The organism is Streptomyces sp. NBC_01298 (assembly GCF_035978755.1).
Classification (GTDB): domain Bacteria; phylum Actinomycetota; class Actinomycetes; order Streptomycetales; family Streptomycetaceae; genus Streptomyces.
Genome location: NZ_CP108414.1, coordinates 397,147 through 414,883, shown reverse-complemented (window position 1 = coordinate 414,883; position 17,737 = coordinate 397,147). Strand labels below are relative to the sequence as shown.

The following is a 17,737-nucleotide window of genomic DNA, read 5'->3' as shown; positions in this document are numbered from 1 at the left end:
TCGATCCAAGTGGAACAGGGGTGGAAACGGTGCTGTGGCGGGAGGGGTTCACCGGGACCCGGTGAACCCCTCCCGCCACGGGGCTAGACGACGGGCACGGTGCCCGCGACGAGGCCGGTGCCCGCGACGAGGTCGGTGGGCCGCGGCCGGGTCGCCGCGCTCCCGCCCTCCAGGAGCACCTGCGCGATGCGCTCGCTCGCGCGGCCGTCCCACAGCTCGGGGCAGCGGGGCGCGGGCGGATCGTCGAGCACCCGGTGCACCGTGGCGGTGATGCGGTCCGGGTCGGTGCCCGCCAGGACGTTGGTGCCCTGCTCGACGGTGATGGGGCGCTCGGTGTTCTCCCGGAGGGTCACACAGGGCACGCCGAGCGCGGTGGTCTCCTCCTGGATGCCCCCGGAGTCGGTGAGGACCACGCGCGCCGAGTCCTGCAGGGCGATGAAATCGAGGTATCCGGCGGCCGGTACCAGCCGGATGCCGCCGGGGACGCCGATCTCGGACAGCCGCTCGGCGGCCCGGGGGTGCACCGGCAGCAGCAGCGGGCAGCGGCCGGCGATCTCGCCCAGCGCCTTGAGCAGCCCGCGCAGGGCGTCCGGATCGTCCACGTTGGCCGGCCGGTGCAGCGTGACCAGTCCGTACCCGCCGCGGGTGAGCCCGTAGCGGGCCAGGACGTCGGAGCGCCGGGCCCGGTCCAGGTTGGCGAACAGGGTGTCGATCATGACGTTGCCGACGACGTGGATCTGGTCCTCCCGGTACCCCTCCGACCGCAGGTTCGCGGCGGCGTCGGGGGAGGGGGCCAGCAGGTAGTCGCTGAGCCGGTCGGTGGCGACCCGGTTGACCTCCTCGGGCATGCTCCAGTCCCGGCTGCGCAGACCGGCCTCCACATGGGCCAGCAGCGGCCCGGCCTTCGCGGTGACCAGGGCGCAGGCCAGGGTGGAGTTGATGTCCCCGACGACCACGACCGCGTCCGGGACCAGCTCGTCGAGCAGCGGCTCGAAGGCCTCCATCACCCGGCCGGTCTGTACGGCGTGGCTGCCGGACCCGGCGCCCAGATAGCGGTCGGGGGAGCGGATGCCGAGGTCGCGGAAGAAGACGTCGTTCATGGACTCGTCGTAGTGCTGGCCGGTGTGGACGAGGACGACCTCCGCGCCGCGCGCCTCCAGAGCGTCCATCACCGGTTTGATCTTCATGTAGTTGGGCCGGGCCCCGGCCACGCAGATGATTCTGGGCATGGGGTCAGAGCACCTCCACCGTCGGTCCCGACAGCCGGTTGCGGCAGTCGAGGATCAGCGAGGCGTGCTCGGTGATCATCGGGTAGTCGAAGGAGTCGTGGTCCGTGAGCAGGACGACCACGTCGGCCGCGGCCAGTTCCTTGCGGGTCGGCTCCACCCGCGAGAGGCGGGCGTCGACCTTGATGCTCTCCACCACGTGGGGATCGGCGGCGCGCACCTTGGCACCCATGTCCAGGAGCAGTTGGGAGACGCGTACCGCGGGAGACTCCCGGGCGTCGCCGGTGTTCTTCTTGTACGCCAGCCCCAGCAGCAGGATCCGGGAGCCGTTGACCGAGCGGCGCTTGGCGTTGAGCGCGTCCATGACGCGGCGCGCCACGTACTCGGGCATGTGGCTGTTGATGTCGTTGGCCAGCTCCACGAAGCGGAAGTTCTGGCCGAGTTCGCGCTGCACCCGCCACGACAGGTACGAGGGGTCGATGGGCAGGCAGTGCCCGCCGACGCCGGGGCCCGGCGTGAACTTCATGAAGCCGAACGGCTTGCTGGAGGCGGCCTCGATGGTCTGCCACACGTCGATGTCGAGGTGCCGGGCGAACATCGCTATCTCGTTGACCAGGGCGATGTTCACGTGCCGGAAGGTGTTCTCCAGCAGCTTCGCCAGCTCGGCCTCCTTGGGGGAGCGCACCGGCACCGTGGTGTCGACGAGTCCCGCGTAGAAGGTCTCCACGGCCTTGAGCGAGAGGGGGTTGACGCCGGAGACCACCTTCGGCGTCTGCTGGAAGCCCCACACCTTGTTGCCGGGGTCGATGCGTTCCGGGCTGTAGCCGAGGTGGAAGTCCACCCCGGCCGTGAGGCCCGAACCGTCCTCCAGGATCGGGCCGAACAGCTCCTCGGTGGTGCCGGGGTAGGTGGTCGACTCCAGGACGACGGTGGCTCCCGGCCGCAGGAACCGGGCCAGCGTGTGCGCCGACTCCTCGATGTAGCGCAGGTCGGGGGCACCGTCCTGCAAGGGGGTCGGGACGGTCACGACCGCGACGTCGAACCCGCCGCAGTCCCGGGCCTGGTCACTGGCCTGGTACGTGCCCAGCTCCAGGGCCTTGGCCAGCCGCGCGGAGGTGACGTCCTCCACGTACGACTCGCCGGCGGCGAGGCTCTTGACCCGCCGCGCGTCCACGTCGTAGCCGACCACCTGGTGTCCGACCTCGGCGGCCCTGATGGCCAGCGGAAGGCCGACGTATCCCTGTCCCACGACGACGACGCGCATCAGTGACTCCTCTTCGCGGAACCGGAAGGCGGTGTGGAAGGCGGTGTGGACGGTGTGCGGCGGATGAGTTCCCGGACCGTCATGAGGAGGAAGGCGGCATTGGTGGTGAGGTAGCGCTTGCCCAGGCGGCGCGGTTCCTGGAGGGCCCGGTAGAACCATTCGAGCCCCATCCGCTGCCAGACCAGGGGGGCGCGCTTGGTGATGCCGGCCAGGATGTCGAAGGAGCCGCCGACGCCGTGCACCACGTCGGAGCCGGTGCGCTTGCCGTAGCCGGCGGTGAAGATCTCCTTCTTGGGCGAGGTCATGCCGAGGAACAGCATGCGGGCCCCGCTCGCGGCCACCGCGTCGGCGATCCCGCCCTGTTCGGAGTCCTCGAAGTAGCCGTTGCGGCTGCCCGCCACGCGCAGCGCGGGGAACCGCTCGGAGATCCGGCCGAGCATGAGGTCCAGTACGTCCTGCCGCGCGCCGAGCAGGTAGACGGGGATCGAGGCGGTCTCCGCCGCGGCCAGCAGCCGCATGAACAGGTCGATTCCCGCGACCCGTTCGGGCAGCCGGACGCCCAGGACGCGGCCGGCCCAGACCACGGCCTGGCCGTCGGCCAGGACGAGGTCGCAGCCGGCGACCGCCGCGGCGAGGCGGGGGTCGCGGCGCATGTTGACCAGTTTGGCGGCGTTGACCATGCCGATCTCGATCTGCTCACCGCGCTCGACGGCGTCGAGGCAGCGCTGGACCGTCTCGTCCATGGTCAGGGGGTCGAGCGACACTCCGAAGAGCGACTGTCTGTGCTTCATCCGCCGAGCCCCCCGAGCCAGGCGTGGAGCAGCCAGCCGAACTCGTAGGGCCTGCACTCGCGGTCCACCGCCAGGGGGCGGAAGATCCGGTCGAGCGGGGCCAGCCGGGCCCGCGGGGCCACCCGGGTGGTGAGTCCGCGGGCGGCGCGCACGGCCTTCGCGGGGTCGCCGCGGTAGACCTTGCGCCAGGTGACCCCGAACTCCTCGCGGATCATGGATTCGCGCGGGGTGCCGTCGGGCCCGCTGATCTCGGGCACCTCCGTCATCCAGCGCAGCCCCCGGCGGATCTCCGCGCCGAAGTCGGTGCCGCCCGCTTCGGCCAGGTCGAAGAGGGCCGTCGGGGCCATGGCGTGCTGGTGCACGCTGTAGACGGGGTAGCCCTCCACCACGCCGCCCGTGCGGGCGTCGTAGTGCCACCACCACTGTCCGCCGTCCCCCTGCAGGGCGCAGATCCGGGCGGCGCAGGCGTCGGCCGCGGCGAGGGCCCGAGGGTCCGGGCTACTGGCGTGCAGCCGGGCCAGGGCCTGGAGCGGATAGGTCTGGTCCGCGAAGCAGGCCACGTGGGAGCGGTACCCGGGGACCAGCCCGTGCCCGGTGGCGTGCGGGAACAGCGGGCCGTCTCCGACCCGGGCCGCCAGCAGGCGGTCGCGGGCGGCGGTCAGCCGGTACTCGACGTCCACCGCGGTGCGGGCCGCGGTGAGGGCGGACAGCACCCAGGCGGCTTCCACCGTGTACTGCGGACGCCCGGGGACGTCCAGTTCGGCCACCCTCGCCACGGCGTCCGCGAGCTTGGGATGGCCGGTCTCGGCAGCGGCCCAGGCGATGAGCGCGGCGTCGCCGAGGTTCGTCACCGCGGGCAGCCGCTCCACCAGGAGCGACGTGAACTCCCGGGCGCTGAGGCCGCCGAAGAGGGGGCGCTGCCGCTCCTCGGGGAGGAACTGCGCGCCCAGCACGGTGATGGCCGCGTACCGGGTGCTGGTACCGCGCCGTTCCACGCGCCTCGCGCCGTCGGGGGAGACGGTCCCCACCCGGGTGAAGACGAAGGTCTCCGCGCCCGGCAGGTACATCTCGGGCAGCCCCGCCTCTGCCAGTGCGAGCAGCCGCTCGGCAAGGGCGTGCAGCGCCGGGTCCTCGTGGGCCAGTGCTGCTAATCGTCTGGCGGTCACCGGGGTCCCACCCCGGTTCCGCGTACGTCCTGCTCGCCCTGTATGTCCGAGCTGTAGCCGTACTGCTCCAACACACCTACCCCCTCTGAAAAATCGTTCCTAGGACAGACCCGGCGGTCGTCTTCCGGCGGAGGGGACTGCGCATGACGTCGCGCGTGCCTACGGTGTGATCCCCCCGATGGCACGAGCGGTCCGGGCCCGCTGGATCCCCCTCCAACGGATTCCGGATCGGCGCGCGCGGACGGCGGCGGCGGACGGGCGCATGGTCCCGCGCCCGCCGTCACCTCGTCCGTGGTTGCCCTCGTCGTGTACAACCCCCCACTGAACACAGCCTGTTGCCTGCTCAGATCCCGTGTACAGGGACAAGGTATGCCCAAGGATGTTCATTGATTGTGGTTTTGAGGAAATGCCATTGACCCAAATTGCGGACGTTGCGTCAGCCGCGCTCGGTCAGGGTTCCGTCGGTCTCGTCGTGCAGGGCGCCGGTGCGCGGGCACTCCCAGACGCCCGGCTCGCCATTCCGTTCCACGAGGCGGACCCCGGCCCGGCCCACCCAGCCGATGCGCCGGGCCGGCACCCCGGCCACGAGCGCGAAGTCCGCTACGTCCCGGGATACGACCGCGCCGGCCGCGACCAGCGCCCACCGCCCGATCCGGACCCCCGCGACGCACACCGACCGGGCCCCCAGGGAGGCACCCTCGGCCACGACGACCCCGGCCGCCTCCCAGTCGCCACCGCGCTTCTGCCGGCCGTCGGGGTCGACGGCCCGCGGGTAGAAGTCGTTGGTGAGCACCACGGCCGGGCCGATGAACACCCCGTCGCCGAGTTCGGCGGGCTCGTAGACCAGTGCGTAGTTCTGCAGTTTGACGTTGTCCCCGATCCGCACGCCGGGGCCGACGTACGCCCCGCGTCCCACGATGCAGTCGCGGCCGAGCGTGGCGTCCTCGCGCACCTGCGCCAGATCCCAGATGGTGGTCCCCTCCCCGAGCTCGGCCGTCTCGTCGACCTGGGAGGAGGGCTGAATTCGGACACTCACGGGGCGGTCCCCTTACGGCTCGCGAGGCGTTCGGATGCGGGTCGGACGGATGTACGTCGCATTGAGGTACGGAGGGAGCATATGCGGCAGCGGTCGCGCGTGCCCCGAAGATCAACCGACTGTTCACGGAGTGGACTTGACGGAGCCTCGGCCGGGGCGGGCCCGCGGTCTCGAGGCCGCCGCCTTAAGGTCGCCCGATCGCTTCCTTAAGTGGAACCTAAGGTTCGCCACCACCACCCCGAATCGATCAAATGTCCGTTTCAGGGCGGCTAGCGTGCTGCCGCACCCCGAACTCCCCAGCAACGCAGAGGCAGGCACGCCATGGGCAGCACGACCGGTCACCGGCGCAGAACGAGCAAGAAGGCCAAGGCCGCGGGCGGGACGGCGGTTGCCGCGCTGATCGCGGCCGCCGCCTTCGGCTTCACCGGAACGGCCCAGGCCTCCTCGGTCGGCGCGGTGTACACGAAGTCGAGCTCCTGGAGCGGCGGTTACACCGGCACGTACGTGATCACCAACAACAAGAGCCGGACGCAGACCGGTTGGACCCTGGAGTTCGACCTGCCCGCGGGCACGACGATCGACTCCCTGTGGAACGCCTCGCACACGGTCACCGGCCGCCACGTCACCGTGAAGCCGGTGGCCTGGAACAAGGAGCTGGCCGCGGGATCCTCCGTCACGATCGGCTTCGTCACGAGCGCGAGCGGCACCCCGGGCAACCCGAAGGCCTGCCGGATCAACGGAGCGAAGTGCTCGGCGGACCAGGGCCCGACACCCCCGCCGGGCGGCCGCCCCACCACCGCCCCCACGGGCGCCCCCACCACCGCGCCGACGCCGGCGCCGACGGCCGGTACGAGCGCGCCCGCCAGCCCCACGCCCCCGGCGCCCTCCGGACGGCCGACCAAGCCCGCCCCGCCCACCGCGACGGCCACCGCCACGACCCCGCCGCCGACCGGGAACCCGGCCGGCGGCGCGCGCTTCGCGCCGTACGTGGACACCTCCCTGTACCCGGCCTACGACCTGGTCGACACGGCGGCCCGGACCGGAGTCAAGGAGTTCCACCTCGCCTTCATCACCTCCGGCGGCGGCTGCGCCCCGCTGTGGGGCGGGGTCACCGGGCTCGGAGACGACAAGGTCGCCGCGCAGATCGGGGCCCTGCGGGCCAAGGGCGGGGACGTGCGCGTCTCCTTCGGCGGCGCCGCCGGGCACGAGCTGGCCCTGAACTGCCGCTCCGCCCAGGAACTGGCGGCCGCCTACGGCAAGGTCGTCGACCAGTACCGGCTGACCAAGGTCGACTTCGACATCGAGGGCGCGGCCCTGCCCGACACCGCGGCCAACACCCGCCGCGCACAGGCCATCGCCCTGCTCCAGGGCTCCCACCCGGGACTCGACGTGGCCTTCACCCTGCCCGTGATGCCCGAGGGACTCACCCAGCCCGGCGTGGCCCTGTTGGCGGACGCGAAGAAGGAGGGCGTACGGATCCACGGCGTCAACATCATGGCCATGGACTACGGCCCGGCCTACAGCGGCGACATGGGCCAGTACGCGATCCAGGCCGCCACGGCCACGCAGGCCCAGATCAAGGGTGTACTGGGCCTCTCCGACGCGGCGGCCTGGAAGGCGGTCGCCGTCACCCCGATGATCGGTGTCAACGACGTCACGACGGAGATCTTCACCGTCGCCGACGCCACCCAGCTCGTGGACTTCGCGAGCGAGAAGGGAATCGGCAGGCTCGCGATGTGGTCCGCGACCCGTGACCGGCAGTGCCCTGCCGGGGTCGTGAACTACGCGGACGCGACGTGCAGCTCGATCCTCCAGCAGCCGCTGGCGTTCACGAAGGCCTTCGGGGCCTTCCGCTAGAACGGCGGGCCGCCGAGAGCGGCGGGCCGGGCCTACGGCCGCCCGCCGCTCCGGCAGCCGGTTCAGGAACGGGTGAGGATGACCAGGCGCTGGGTCGCCCGGGTCATCGCGACGTAGCGGTCGACGGCGCCCTCGACGCCCTCGCCGAAGGTATCCGGGTCGATGAGGACGACCAGGTCGAATTCGAGCCCCTTCGACAGCGTCGGCGTCAGCACGCGGACCCGGGCGTCCCGCGACGTCGCCGCCGGGAGCGTGACAGCGCCGACGTCGCCGGCGATGACGCAGGCGACCCCGTCGGACTGGGAGCCGAGCCAGCCGTCGAGGACCGCCGGCAGCTCCGCGACACGGCCGTGTGTGACCGGGATGCCGCTGCTGCGGACGGAGGTCGGCACGTTCGCGTCGGGGAGCGCGGCGCGGATGGCCGGCTCGGCCTCGGCCATGACCTCTTCCGGCGTGCGGTAGTTGACGCCGAGGGAGGCCATGGCGATCCGGTCGAGCCCAGCGCGCTCGAGCCGCTCCCGCCAGGACTCGGTGAACCCGTGCCGGGCCTGCGCGCGGTCCCCGACGATCGTGAAGCTCCGCGACGGGCAGCGGGCCAGCAGCATCTGCCATTCGGCGTCGGTCAGTTCCTGCGCCTCATCCACGACGATGTGGGCGAACGGGCCCGCGAGCAGGTCGGGTTCGGCGCCGGACGGCGCGTCCCCGTCGATCAGGGCGTCCTGCAGGTCCCGTCCCCGCAGCATCCCCACCGCGCCCTGGCTCTCGTCGATCTCGGAGTCCTGGAGCAGCCGGTCGATGACCTCGGACCGGCGCGCCCGCTCGGCGGCGACGGCGGCTTCGTGGCGGCGCTTGCGCACGGAGGCCTCGGCGTCGCCGAGCCGCTGGCGGGCCGCGTCCAGGAGCGGCAGGTCCGACACCGTCCAGGCCTGGGCGTCGGCGCGCTGGAGGAGGGACACGTCTTCGGGCCCGAGCCACGGAGCGCACTTGCGCAGGTAGGCGGGCACCGACCAGAGGTCTCCGACGAGTTCGGCCGCGTCGAGCATCGGCCACGCGCGGTCGAGGGTGGTGATCAGGTCCCGGTCCTGGAGCAGCGAACGGCGCAGCAGCTGGGGCGAGACGTCGCTGTCGTCCTGGTCCATCAGGATCGTGAGCAGCTCCTCCAGGATCTGGTCGCGCGCCTCGTTGTGCGGGGTGCCCGGTTCCACCGCCTCGAACGCGGCCGCCCAGTCGTCGGCGCTCAGCCAGAGGTCGGACCAGTGGCTGGAGACGGTGATCCCCTTGGTGGGGGGCTCCTCGTAGATGCGCACCGCCGCCTCGATCGACCTCACCAGGTCGGCGGACGATTTGAGGAGGGCCACCCGCGGATCGGCCTCGACCGTCGCGGCGGCTCCCTCGGTGACGAGGTCGCGCAGGGTGCAGGTCTGTACCCCCTCCTCGCCGAGGCTGGGCAGCACGTCCGAGACGTAGGCCAGGTAGGGCCGGCTGGGACCGACGAAGAGCACGCCGCCGCGCCGGTGGCCGAGCCGGGGATCGGAGTAGAGCAGGTGGGCGGTGCGGTGCAGGGCGACGACGGTCTTGCCCGTACCCGGTCCGCCGTCGACGACGAGGGCGCCGCGGGATCCGGCCCGGATGATGGCGTCCTGGTCGGTCTGGATGGTGGCGAGCACGTCGCGCATGCGGTCGGACCGGTTGCCGCCCAGGCTCGCGATGAACGCGGACTGGTCGTCGAGCGCGGCGCGCCCTTCGAGCCCGTCCGCGCGGAACACCTCGTCCCAGTAGTCGCTGATCCGCCCGCGGGTCCAGCGGTACCGGCGACGGCTCGCCAGACCCATCGGGACGGCGTGCGTCGCCGCGAAGAAGGGCTCGGCGGCGGGGGAGCGCCAGTCCAGCAGCAGCCGGTCGCCCGCGCTGTCGGTGAGGCCGAGGCGTCCGATGTACACGGGCTCGGAGCCGTCGGCGGGGACGATGTGCCCCAGGCACAGGTCCAGCCCGAAGCGGCGCAGGGTGCGCAGCCGGCTGGTCAGGCGGTGGATCTCCGCATCGCGGTCCATCGCACCCCGGCCGATGCCGCCGGGCGCCTTGCGCGTGACCTCCAGGCGGCCGGAGAGTTCGGCGATCGTCTGCTCCAGGCAGTGCGCGATGGCCGCGAAATGCCGTTCGTCGCCCTCGATGAGAGCCGGGTCGGCCTTGGGGGAGAGGTGGTCGGGAAGTTCGAACGCACTGGTGGCGGTCGCCATCGCCTCGACGGAACCGTGTGCTCCATAAGCTGACATATCAGCACGCACTGATTAAATCTCCCATTTTTCGGCAAGTTCTGGCCTCGATCCGCGATTTTGCCCCAGGCCGGGGGCCTTGCCGCAAGCCCCCCAGTGCGCTATATGTTGTAAGTGGCAAGGAGTGCGCATTCCTCCCCGCCCCTCTCCCCCCACCCCTCACCCGCTCCTCCAGGGGCCCGGTGCGGCCCGATTCGGCGCCGTGAGGCCCGGCGGGGACGGCTGGTTACAGTACGGCCATGACGTCCCAGGCCATACCCCTGCACCTCGGCAAGCCGGCTCCGGCCCATGTGGTGGCCGTACTCGCCTTCGACGGCATGGCCCCCTTCGAACTGGGCGTGGTGGTCGAGGTGTTCGGCCTCGCCCGCCCCGAGCTGGGGGACCTGCCCTGGTACGAGCTGCGGGTCTGCTCGGCGGAACCCGGCCGGGACCTGCGCGTGGTGGGCGGGTTCACGCTCCGCGCAGGGCACGGGCTCGACGCCCTCGCCGCCGCGGACACCGTGATCATCCCCGGAGTCTCCCCGGCGGGGGGCGCCATCGCGCCCGAGCTGGTCGAGGCCCTCCTCAAGGCCCATGCCCGGGGTGCGCGCCTGGTCTCCATCTGCTCCGGTGCCTTCGCACTCGCGGCGACCGGCCTCCTCGACGGGCGCCGGGCCACCACCCACTGGCGCTACGCCCGCACCCTCGCCGAGCAGCACCCCGAGGTGGAGGTCGACGCGGACGTCCTCTACGTCGACAACGGCGACGTACTGACCAGCGCGGGCAGCGCCGCCGGCATCGACCTCTGCCTCTACCTGGTCCGCGCCGATCACGGCGCCGCCGTCGCCAACACCGTGGCCCGCCGATTCGTCGTACCGCCCCATCGCGAGGGCGGGCAGGCCCAGTTCATCGAGGCGGCGATCGGGGAGATGGGCCCCGACGGCGCCGACGACGGGATCTCCCGGAGCATGGCCTGGGCCCTCCAGCGGCTGTACGGTCCGCTCTCCGTTCCGGCCCTGGCCCGCGCGGCGAACATGTCGGAGCGTTCCTTCCTCCGCCACTTCACCCGTCGCAACGGCGTGAGCCCGATCCGCTGGGTGGTCTCCCAGCGGATCTCGGCGAGCCTGCCGTTGCTGGAGTCGGGCGAGGGGACGGTGGACGAGGTGGCCGCGGCGGTCGGCTTCGATTCCACCGCCACGTACCGCCACCACTTCACCCGGCAGATGCGGACGACGCCGACGGCCTACCGGAAGGCGTTCGTCAGGGTCACCGCGGCGCCGGCGTGACACCTGGCGGGATCTTGACGAGTGAAGGCGTTTACGCCACTCGTGGCGGGAGTGACGGGCGCAGAGGATGGAGTCATCGCCGCGAGGGAGTCCACCCGGTCGGCGAGCCCCGCCCTTCACCCCGTACGAGGAGTTCCCCGATGTCCGCGACCGTCCTGCCCACCGTCTCCGCCGAGATCGCCCCGTCCGAGATCACCCAGTCCGAGATCACCAGCGCCGTCCTCTCCGTTCCGGCCGCCGCTCCGGGTGTAGCGGCCGCCCACTACGCCGCCCGGCTCGCCTTCGAGGCGGACGTCTCGGACGTACGGGCCGACCTGCTCTCCGGCGTCCCCGGCCTGGTGGTGGTCGACTCCCGCAGCGAGGCCGCCTGGGACCAGGGCCACATCCCGGGGGCGCTGCACCTTCCGACGGCACGGATCGCGGAGCTGGCGCCCTCGCTGATCGACCCGGCGCTGACGGTGGTCACGTACTGCTGGGGACCCGGCTGCAACGGCGCCACGCGGGCGGCGCTGGCCTTCGCCCGCCTGGGCTACCAGGTCAAGGAGATGCTCGGCGGATTCGAGTACTGGGTCCGCGAGGGCTTCGCCTTCCAGACGGCTCAGGGCACCGACCAGCGGGCGATCGACGATCTGACCGCCCCGCGCTCGGGCATCTCCTGCGCCTGCTGACCGCCGTGCGGTCCGGTGTTCCGGGAAGGGCCCGTGTCCTGGGAAGGGCCCGTGTCCTGGAGGGGGCCCGTGTCTTCGGAAGGCCCCCGCCCTCAGACCGCCAGCGCCGTGGTGATCACCAGCGGGGGGCCGGCCCGTTCGGCCGCCCAGTCGCGGCCGGCGGCGAGGTCCGGGTCGACGAGGCCGGGGATGCCGAAGGCCTCCTCCACGGTCGGGCGGTGCTGGACGAGGAGGGTGAATCCGGCCCGCTCCAGCAGGGCCGGGTAGAAGTCCACGGGCCAGGCGTGGTTGGGCATCACCTGCCAGCTGCCGTCCGTACGCCGGAGCCGGACGGGCAGCTCGTCGCCCGGGCCGTACGCGGCACCCGCCTCGCCGATGCTCAGCGAGGCGTACTCCGTCCCGCTGCACGCGGGATCGGTGGCCAGCAGCACGAACGGGCCGCCGGGGCGCAGGATCCGGCGGATCTCCCGGAACACCGAGAGCACCGTTTCCTCGGTGGGCAGCGACGCCAGGACGTGGTTGCACATGACGGCGTCGGCGCCGCCGTCCGCCAGGCAGTCCGCGCGCCCGTCCGTGACCAGGTGGTATTCGGCGACCGCCGTCCCCGAGCCGCGGGCCAGCGCGAGCATTTCGGGGGAGGCGTCCACGCCCAGCACCTTCGCTCCGAGCAGCCGGGCCCCGTGGTCGGCCACCTTGCCGGGCCCGCATCCGTAGTCCACCAGGACGGATCCGTCGCCGACCCACCGGGCCAGGGCCCGGAAGACGAAGGGATACCCGAGCAGCCAGTCCGTGGCCGCCTCCACGGAGGCGAAGGCCCGCGCGCCCTCCGGCCCGGACCAGGCGACGGGCTCCTGCCCGCCGCCGTGGTCCGCGCCGCCCGCTTCGGTCCCCCCGGGTCCTTCGGCTCGTCCGGTTCCCTCCGGCCAGTCGTTCACAGTTCCCACTATCGGTCCGTGGCGCCCCGGCCCGCATCCCGTTCCGCCGCCTCGGCGATCCGTTTGACGGCTGCCAGCCGCCGGTCCCAGTCGGCCGCGAGGGTGGTCATCCACCGTGCCGTCGAGTCCAAGGCCGCGGGCCGCACGGTGTACCGGACCTCGCGTCCGACCCGGCTGCCGGAGACCAGCCCGGCCGCGTCCAGGACGGCGAGGTGCTTGACCACCGCTTGCCGGGAGACGGGCAGCCCCTCGGCGAGCGTGGTCGCGGTGACCTCGCCGTGAGCGGCGAGCAGGCCGAGCAGCCTGCGGCGGGTCGGGTCGGCCAGTGCGACGAGGACCTGGTCGACCGCCTCGTCGGCCGAGGGGGGGTCCTCGCTCACGCGGCCGGTTGTTCGACGCGCTTCTTGAAGGCGTCGAGCACCTGCGGCCAGCCGCCGGTGTTGTCCTTGAGCGCCTTGTCGCGCAGTTCCTCGGACCCGGCCAGGGCCGCGAACCCGCTCTCCACGACGCGCAGCCGCGTCTTGTCGCCCTCGCGGCTCAGCGTGAACTCCACCAGGGTGCTGTTGTCCGCGCGCAGCTCCTGTCCGGGGAAGGCGCTGGCCCACCGGTACGCCAGATAGGTCGGGGGGTCCACCTTCTCCACCCGTACCGGGAACTCGCCGTACTCGCTGTTCTTCGCCACGACCGACTCGCCCTCCCGGGCCACCGTGCCGGCCAGGCTGCCCTCGTCGCCCACCCAGAAGCCCGGCTCGGCCACCAGGGACCAGACCCGCTCGAGGGACGCTTCGATCAGGGTGTCGCGTTCGATCCGGTCCGCGTTCATCAGGGACTCCTTCGTCGCAAGCCATTGAGTGATTCGGTGCAACTCCAGGGTTGCACGTCCCTCGTCATCCCGCAACCGTGAGGTTGCGCGAGGAGGGGGCGCGCGAGTTCGCCTACGCTCGGACCCATGGTGCAGAGCCGGGCGGAAGACGTGGACGCGTACCTCGCGGAGGTTCCCGAGGGGCGCAGGGAGGCACTGGTGCGCTTGCGCGAGCTGTGCCGTACGGAGCTTCGCGGATTCACCGAAGCGATGGCGTACGGGATGCCCGTGTACGAGCGGGACGGGGTCGGGGAGATCGCCTTCGCGAGCCAGAAGCAGTACGTCTCCTTCTACCTGATGCGCGCGGAGGTTCGCGAGGCCTTCGGCGCGCGGCTCGCGGACCACGACATGGGCAAGGTCTGCCTGCGCTTCCGCACACCGGAGAAGATCGACTTCGTCCTCCTGAGGGACCTGCTGCGGGCCACGGCCGCCGCTCCCGGGAAGGCCGGCTGACCGCTGGGCCCCGAGTGGGTGCCGGGTGGCGGGCGCCCGGCGGGGGAGGGCTGGCAGCATGGCGTTCATGCCGTCCCTCCCCTCCACGGGCTCCGATCCCGCCGCACCCGTACCCGTACCAGCCGAATCCGTAGCCGCCGAACCCGCCGAACCCGCCGAACCCGTCCGGCACCAGGACCACGGCACGTGGCTGGTCCAGTTCACCGGCCGGGTGCTCGTGGTCTGTCCGCGGTGCGGCGGCCGCGCGCTCGTCCTGCCGCGGCCCGGCCTCGCGAAGCCGAAGTACTTCAGCTCCCTGCTCTTCCAGCCCCGCCGGCTCGCCTGCGCGGCATGCGGGGCGACGGCCGACTGGTCGGCCCAGGAGCGGGGCGCCGCGCTGGTCGGGGTCTCGGTCGGGGGCACCGAGGACCCCTTCTTCCGGCGTCCGCTCTGGCTGCAGACCCGCTGTGCGGGACGGATCCTGTGGGCCTACGACGAGGAGCACGTCGAAGCCCTCGCCGCCTACGTGGGCGCCCGGCTGCGCGAGCGGCACACCTCTCCGACCCTGTCGATGTTCGCCCGGATGCCCGCCTGGATGAAGTCCGCGGCACGCCGTGACGAGGTCATGGCCGGTCTGGAGACCCTGCGGACCCTCGCCGGACTCGCGGCCCCCGCCGACCGTTCCGACGCCGCCCACGAACGGGGCGACCGCCCGCGCCACCAGGGCAGCGTGCTGTTCCGCGGCGGCCCCTACTAGAAGCGGCCCGGTGGCGCGGTCCGCGGCCGGCCCGGCGGGGTGGACGGGCGGGCGGACAGCCGCGGCCACCGGCCGAATGCGGTGCGCCGTGGGGACCGTACGTGTGGCGCTGGGAGGGGAAGCCGGGGTGCGGGGGCGCGATGCGGGTACCTCGCATCCGAACCCCAACGCAGGAGGAACCCGTGCTCGGTACCGACTACCGCCCCGGCTCGCCCAACTGGATCGACCTCGGGAGCCCCGACATCCCCCGGGCCGCGGCCTTCTACCGGGCCGTCTTCGGCTGGGAGTTCCACCTGCTCGGGCCCGATACCGGCGGGTACGGGTTCTTCCAGGTGGACGGGAAGACCGTCGCCGCGGTGGGGCAGCTCGACCCCGGGGCCACCTCCGCGTGGACCGTGTACTTCCGGACCGACGACGCGGAGGCCGCCACCCGCGGCGTGCGCGACGGCGGGGGCGCCGTCCGCGTCGAGCCGATGGACGTCATGGGGGAGGGATGGCTCGCGCAGTACACCGACCAGCAGGGCGCCGACTTCGCCGTCTGGAAGCCGGGCCGGACACCGGGACTGGAGCTGACCTCCGTCGACAACGCGCTGTGCTGGGTCGAACTGCACGTGCCGGACCCGATGGCGGCGCTCGCCTTCTACGGAGCCCTCTTCGGGACGCGCTCACGGGAGATGGATGCGCCCGGCATGACCTACCAGGTCCTCAGCACGGCCGACGGGGACCAGGAGGACGCATCCTTCGGCGGGGTGGCGCCCCTGCGGGAGGGGGAGACGGACGCGCGCTGGGTGCCGTACTTCGCCGTCGCGGACGTGGACGCCGTGGTCGCCGCCGCGCGGACCAGCGGCGGCGCGGTGCTGTTGCCGGGCGCGGACGTGCCCGACGTCGGGCGGATCGCCTGGCTGGCGGACCCGAGCGGGGCGGTGTTCGCCCTGCTCGAGGCGGCGCCGCGGCAGGCGGGCTGACGCCGAACGGGACGGTCGGCGTCAGCCGGTGAAGGCTTCGATGAGCGTCCAGACGGCCAGCGCTGCCATGCACAGGGCGCCGAAGCGCTGAACGGTCTTGAGCGGGACCCGCTTGGCGATGAACCGGCCCACGATCAGGGCGAGGGCGGACACCGACATGAGGGCCGCCGCGGAGCCGATGGCGGTCGGCAGCCAGCCGTTGGTGGCGGCGAGGTTGGCGGTGGTGATCTGCGTCAGGTCGCCCCATTCGCCGATGAAGACGGCCATGAACGCCGTGGTGAAGACGGGCCAGAAGCCGGTGACGGACTTGGCCGCCGAGTCCGCCTCGTCATCGTCCCCGCCGGAGCGCATCATGACGATGGCGCCGAAGGCGAACAGGGCGGCGGAGGTGAGCTTGACGGCCATGTTCGGCAGCATGCTCAGCAGACTTCCGGCGCCGACCGCGATGGCCACGTGCACGATGAACGCGGTGGAGGTGCCGAACCATACGTACAGCGGCCGCATCCGGGTGCCCATGGCCAGCGAGGCGAACATGGTCTTGTCGGGGAGCTCGGCAAGGAAGATCAGACCGAAGGCGGTGAAGATCGCCACGGGGTCGAGAGCCATTCCGGGTGCTGCTTTCTGCTGGAGCCGGGCTCTCATGGCTCGGATCGGCACCCAGCGGGAGGCGACGGGAAGAACCATTCGGCCCGGCACGACGAAGAGGCCCACACGGTGATGTGGGACGGGTCATGCCTTGGCCGAAGGTCTCGTCCGCCCCGCGCCTGAAGCGCGGTGGCCCGGTGGCCGGGACCCGTCGGGGCGTCCAGTATGTCGACCAGCGGTTTTCGGGACTACTCCCCTTCGCTGCCCACAACTGTAACAGCGACGGCGAGGGCCCTTGCAGGGGCGAAGGTCCCGGGGGCGGTCGGCGGTGGCGGCCGGTGGCCGGTGGCTATCCGAAACGCACCGGGAGGTATTTGACCCCGTTGATGAAGTCCGAGCGCAGGCGGCGGACCTCCCCCGTGAGGGAGACCTCGGGATGGCGGCGCAGGAGCTCCCGGACCAGGGCCTTGATCTGGGTGCGGGCGAGGCCGGCCCCCAGGCAGAAGTGGGGGCCGCCGCCCCCGAAGGTGAGGTGGTCGTTCGGGGTGCGGCGGATGTCGAAGGCGAAGGGGTCGGCGAAGACCTCCTCGTCCCGGTTGGCGGAGGTGTAGTAGGTGACCACCTTCTGCCCCTCGGCGACGGGCCGGCCGTGCAGGACGGTGTCACGGGTGGCGGTGCGCCGGAAGTTGTGGATCGAGCCGCCCCAGCGCAGGAACTCCTCCGTCGCCGAGGTCCACAGGGCCTCGTCCGCGGGGGCTGCGGCCAGTTCGGCGCGCGCCGCGGGGTGGTCGATGAGGGCGATCAGGGCGCCGGAGAGGAGGTTGCGGGTGGTCTCGTTCCCGGCGACGCAGAGCAGGACGAAGAACATGTTGATCTCGTCCGGCGACAGCCGGTCCCCGTCGACCTCGGCGTGCACCAGCGTCGAGAGGATGTCCTCCCGCGGGCGGGCCCGCCGCTCGTCGGCCAGTGCGTCGCAGTACGCGTAGATCTCGGCGGCCGCGAGATCGCTGTCGTGTTTGCCGGCCGACAGCTCGGGGTCCTGGGAGCCGGCCATCCGGTTGCTCCAGTCGAAGATCAGCCGCTCGTCCCCCTCGGGGACGCCGACCATCTCGCAGATCGTCTGGATCGGCAGCCAGGCGGCGACCTCCGCGACGAAGTCCATGTCCCGCCCCGGGGTGACCGCCCGCTCCACCAGGGCGACAGCCCGCTCCTGGATCCGGTCCGCGAGCCTTCGTACGACCCGGGGCGTGAAACCCGCGCTGACCAGCGAGCGGTACCGGGAGTGGCGCGGGGCGTCCATGCCCAGCAGGACCAGGCGCAGGGTCTCCAGGGACTCCGGGTTCTGGTCCCGGATCATGAACGAGCCGAGTTCGGTGGACCACAGCTCGGGGTCGCGGCTGACGGCCTTGACGTCGGCGTGGCGGGTGACGGCGTAGAAGCCGGCGTGCCGGCCCGGCACCTCGTGCCAGTGGACCGGGTCCTCCCGGCGCAGCCGGGTGAACTGGGCGTGCGGGACCTCACGGGCCCAGGTGTCCTCGAGGAGGTCTATCTCGCCGGTGGGCAGCACGGGGCGGTTCCCTTCGTCGGACGGCTCGGGGTGGTGCGGATCGTCGGGTCGGACGGTTCGGCGCGGCGCGGGTCGCCGGGCGCCGGGT

Annotated in this window: 17 protein-coding genes; 6 read left to right on the top strand and 11 right to left on the bottom strand. The window is 72.3% G+C overall.

The window, feature by feature from the left end; translation table 11 throughout:
• Positions 1-83: 83 nt before the first annotated feature.
• The 5 genes from wecB to OG730_RS01835 form a co-directional block, all read right to left on the bottom strand.
• A complete protein-coding gene (gene wecB, locus OG730_RS01855; RefSeq protein ID WP_327302446.1) occupies positions 84-1,229 on the bottom strand; it encodes a non-hydrolyzing UDP-N-acetylglucosamine 2-epimerase in 1,146 nt (381 codons plus the stop codon).
• A 4-nt stretch (positions 1,230-1,233) separates the two neighbouring features.
• Positions 1,234-2,490, bottom strand: a complete 1,257-nt coding sequence (locus tag OG730_RS01850; RefSeq protein ID WP_327302445.1) for a nucleotide sugar dehydrogenase — start codon at positions 2,488-2,490, stop codon at positions 1,234-1,236.
• Entirely contained in the window at positions 2,490-3,281 is a 792-nt protein-coding gene (locus tag OG730_RS01845) for a WecB/TagA/CpsF family glycosyltransferase (RefSeq protein WP_327302444.1), read from the bottom strand. Before OG730_RS01845 ends, OG730_RS01850 begins: the two co-directional genes overlap by 1 nt.
• The gene (locus OG730_RS01840) at positions 3,278-4,447 is read right to left on the bottom strand and encodes a hypothetical protein (RefSeq protein WP_327302443.1); all 1,170 of its coding nucleotides are present in this window, start codon (positions 4,445-4,447) and stop codon (positions 3,278-3,280) included. Before OG730_RS01840 ends, OG730_RS01845 begins: the two co-directional genes overlap by 4 nt.
• A gap of 436 nt (positions 4,448-4,883) precedes the next feature.
• Entirely contained in the window at positions 4,884-5,483 is a 600-nt protein-coding gene (locus OG730_RS01835) for an acyltransferase (RefSeq protein ID WP_327302442.1), read from the bottom strand.
• A 321-nt stretch (positions 5,484-5,804) separates the two neighbouring features.
• On the opposite strand from OG730_RS01835, the gene OG730_RS01830 reads away from it, so the two are divergent.
• The gene (locus tag OG730_RS01830) at positions 5,805-7,340 is read left to right on the top strand and encodes a cellulose binding domain-containing protein (protein WP_327302441.1); all 1,536 of its coding nucleotides are present in this window, start codon (positions 5,805-5,807) and stop codon (positions 7,338-7,340) included.
• Positions 7,341-7,402: 62 nt separating this feature from the next.
• Here OG730_RS01830 and helR read toward each other — a convergent pair whose 3' ends face one another.
• Complete coding sequence (gene helR / locus OG730_RS01825; protein ID WP_327302440.1) at positions 7,403-9,577, bottom strand: RNA polymerase recycling motor ATPase HelR; 2,175 nt, start codon at positions 9,575-9,577, stop codon at positions 7,403-7,405.
• A 275-nt stretch (positions 9,578-9,852) separates the two neighbouring features.
• On the opposite strand from helR, the gene OG730_RS01820 reads away from it, so the two are divergent.
• Positions 9,853-10,878, top strand: coding sequence for a helix-turn-helix domain-containing protein (locus OG730_RS01820; protein ID WP_327302439.1), 1,026 nt, complete (start codon positions 9,853-9,855; stop codon positions 10,876-10,878).
• 140 nt (positions 10,879-11,018) lie between these two features.
• Positions 11,019-11,546 carry a rhodanese-like domain-containing protein gene (locus OG730_RS01815; protein ID WP_327302438.1) on the top strand — a complete coding sequence of 176 codons (528 nt, stop codon included), beginning with the start codon at positions 11,019-11,021 and terminating at the stop codon, positions 11,544-11,546.
• Between the two features lie 92 nt (positions 11,547-11,638).
• On the opposite strand, the gene OG730_RS01810 is transcribed toward OG730_RS01815, so the two are convergent.
• The 3 genes from OG730_RS01810 to OG730_RS01800 are packed head-to-tail and all read right to left on the bottom strand — an operon-like array spanning position 11,639 to position 13,304.
• The gene (locus OG730_RS01810) at positions 11,639-12,481 is read right to left on the bottom strand and encodes a class I SAM-dependent methyltransferase (protein ID WP_327302437.1); all 843 of its coding nucleotides are present in this window, start codon (positions 12,479-12,481) and stop codon (positions 11,639-11,641) included.
• Positions 12,482-12,489: 8 nt separating this feature from the next.
• On the bottom strand, positions 12,490-12,861 hold the full coding sequence (locus tag OG730_RS01805) for an ArsR/SmtB family transcription factor (RefSeq protein WP_327302436.1): 372 nt from the start codon (positions 12,859-12,861) through the stop codon (positions 12,490-12,492).
• Positions 12,858-13,304: an SRPBCC domain-containing protein gene (locus OG730_RS01800; RefSeq protein ID WP_327302435.1), complete on the bottom strand. Its 447-nt coding sequence runs from the start codon at positions 13,302-13,304 to the stop codon at positions 12,858-12,860. The genes OG730_RS01805 and OG730_RS01800 overlap by 4 nt, the downstream gene beginning before the upstream one ends.
• Positions 13,305-13,430: 126 nt before the next feature.
• On the opposite strand from OG730_RS01800, the gene OG730_RS01795 reads away from it, so the two are divergent.
• The 3 genes from OG730_RS01795 to OG730_RS01785 all read left to right on the top strand — a co-directional run bounded on the left by OG730_RS01795 (position 13,431) and on the right by OG730_RS01785 (position 15,497).
• Positions 13,431-13,796, top strand: coding sequence for an iron chaperone (locus tag OG730_RS01795; RefSeq protein WP_327302434.1), 366 nt, complete (start codon positions 13,431-13,433; stop codon positions 13,794-13,796).
• Positions 13,797-13,854: 58 nt separating this feature from the next.
• Complete coding sequence (locus OG730_RS01790) at positions 13,855-14,532, top strand: hypothetical protein (protein WP_327302433.1); 678 nt, start codon at positions 13,855-13,857, stop codon at positions 14,530-14,532.
• A 182-nt stretch (positions 14,533-14,714) separates the two neighbouring features.
• Positions 14,715-15,497 carry a VOC family protein gene (locus OG730_RS01785; RefSeq protein WP_327302432.1) on the top strand — a complete coding sequence of 261 codons (783 nt, stop codon included), beginning with the start codon at positions 14,715-14,717 and terminating at the stop codon, positions 15,495-15,497.
• Positions 15,498-15,518: 21 nt separating this feature from the next.
• Here the strand turns inward: OG730_RS01785 and OG730_RS01780 are convergent, their stop codons facing one another.
• Complete coding sequence (locus OG730_RS01780; protein ID WP_327302431.1) at positions 15,519-16,103, bottom strand: TMEM165/GDT1 family protein; 585 nt, start codon at positions 16,101-16,103, stop codon at positions 15,519-15,521.
• A gap of 328 nt (positions 16,104-16,431) precedes the next feature.
• A complete protein-coding gene (locus OG730_RS01775; RefSeq protein ID WP_327302430.1) occupies positions 16,432-17,649 on the bottom strand; it encodes a cytochrome P450 in 1,218 nt (405 codons plus the stop codon).
• Positions 17,650-17,737 lie beyond the last annotated feature (88 nt).

Coding starts and splice junctions, on each gene's coding strand:
- wecB (WP_327302446.1), bottom strand. CDS start 1,229: ATGCCCAGAATCATCTGCGTGGCCGGGGCCCGGCCCAACTACATGAAG.
- OG730_RS01850 (WP_327302445.1), bottom strand. CDS start 2,490: ATGCGCGTCGTCGTCGTGGGACAGGGATACGTCGGCCTTCCGCTGGCC.
- OG730_RS01845 (WP_327302444.1), bottom strand. CDS start 3,281: ATGAAGCACAGACAGTCGCTCTTCGGAGTGTCGCTCGACCCCCTGACC.
- OG730_RS01830 (WP_327302441.1), top strand. CDS start 5,805: ATGGGCAGCACGACCGGTCACCGGCGCAGAACGAGCAAGAAGGCCAAG.
- helR (WP_327302440.1), bottom strand. CDS start 9,577: ATGGCGACCGCCACCAGTGCGTTCGAACTTCCCGACCACCTCTCCCCC.
- OG730_RS01820 (WP_327302439.1), top strand. CDS start 9,853: ATGACGTCCCAGGCCATACCCCTGCACCTCGGCAAGCCGGCTCCGGCC.
- OG730_RS01815 (WP_327302438.1), top strand. CDS start 11,019: ATGTCCGCGACCGTCCTGCCCACCGTCTCCGCCGAGATCGCCCCGTCC.
- OG730_RS01800 (WP_327302435.1), bottom strand. CDS start 13,304: ATGAACGCGGACCGGATCGAACGCGACACCCTGATCGAAGCGTCCCTC.
- OG730_RS01795 (WP_327302434.1), top strand. CDS start 13,431: ATGGTGCAGAGCCGGGCGGAAGACGTGGACGCGTACCTCGCGGAGGTT.
- OG730_RS01790 (WP_327302433.1), top strand. CDS start 13,855: ATGGCGTTCATGCCGTCCCTCCCCTCCACGGGCTCCGATCCCGCCGCA.
- OG730_RS01780 (WP_327302431.1), bottom strand. CDS start 16,103: ATGGCTCTCGACCCCGTGGCGATCTTCACCGCCTTCGGTCTGATCTTC.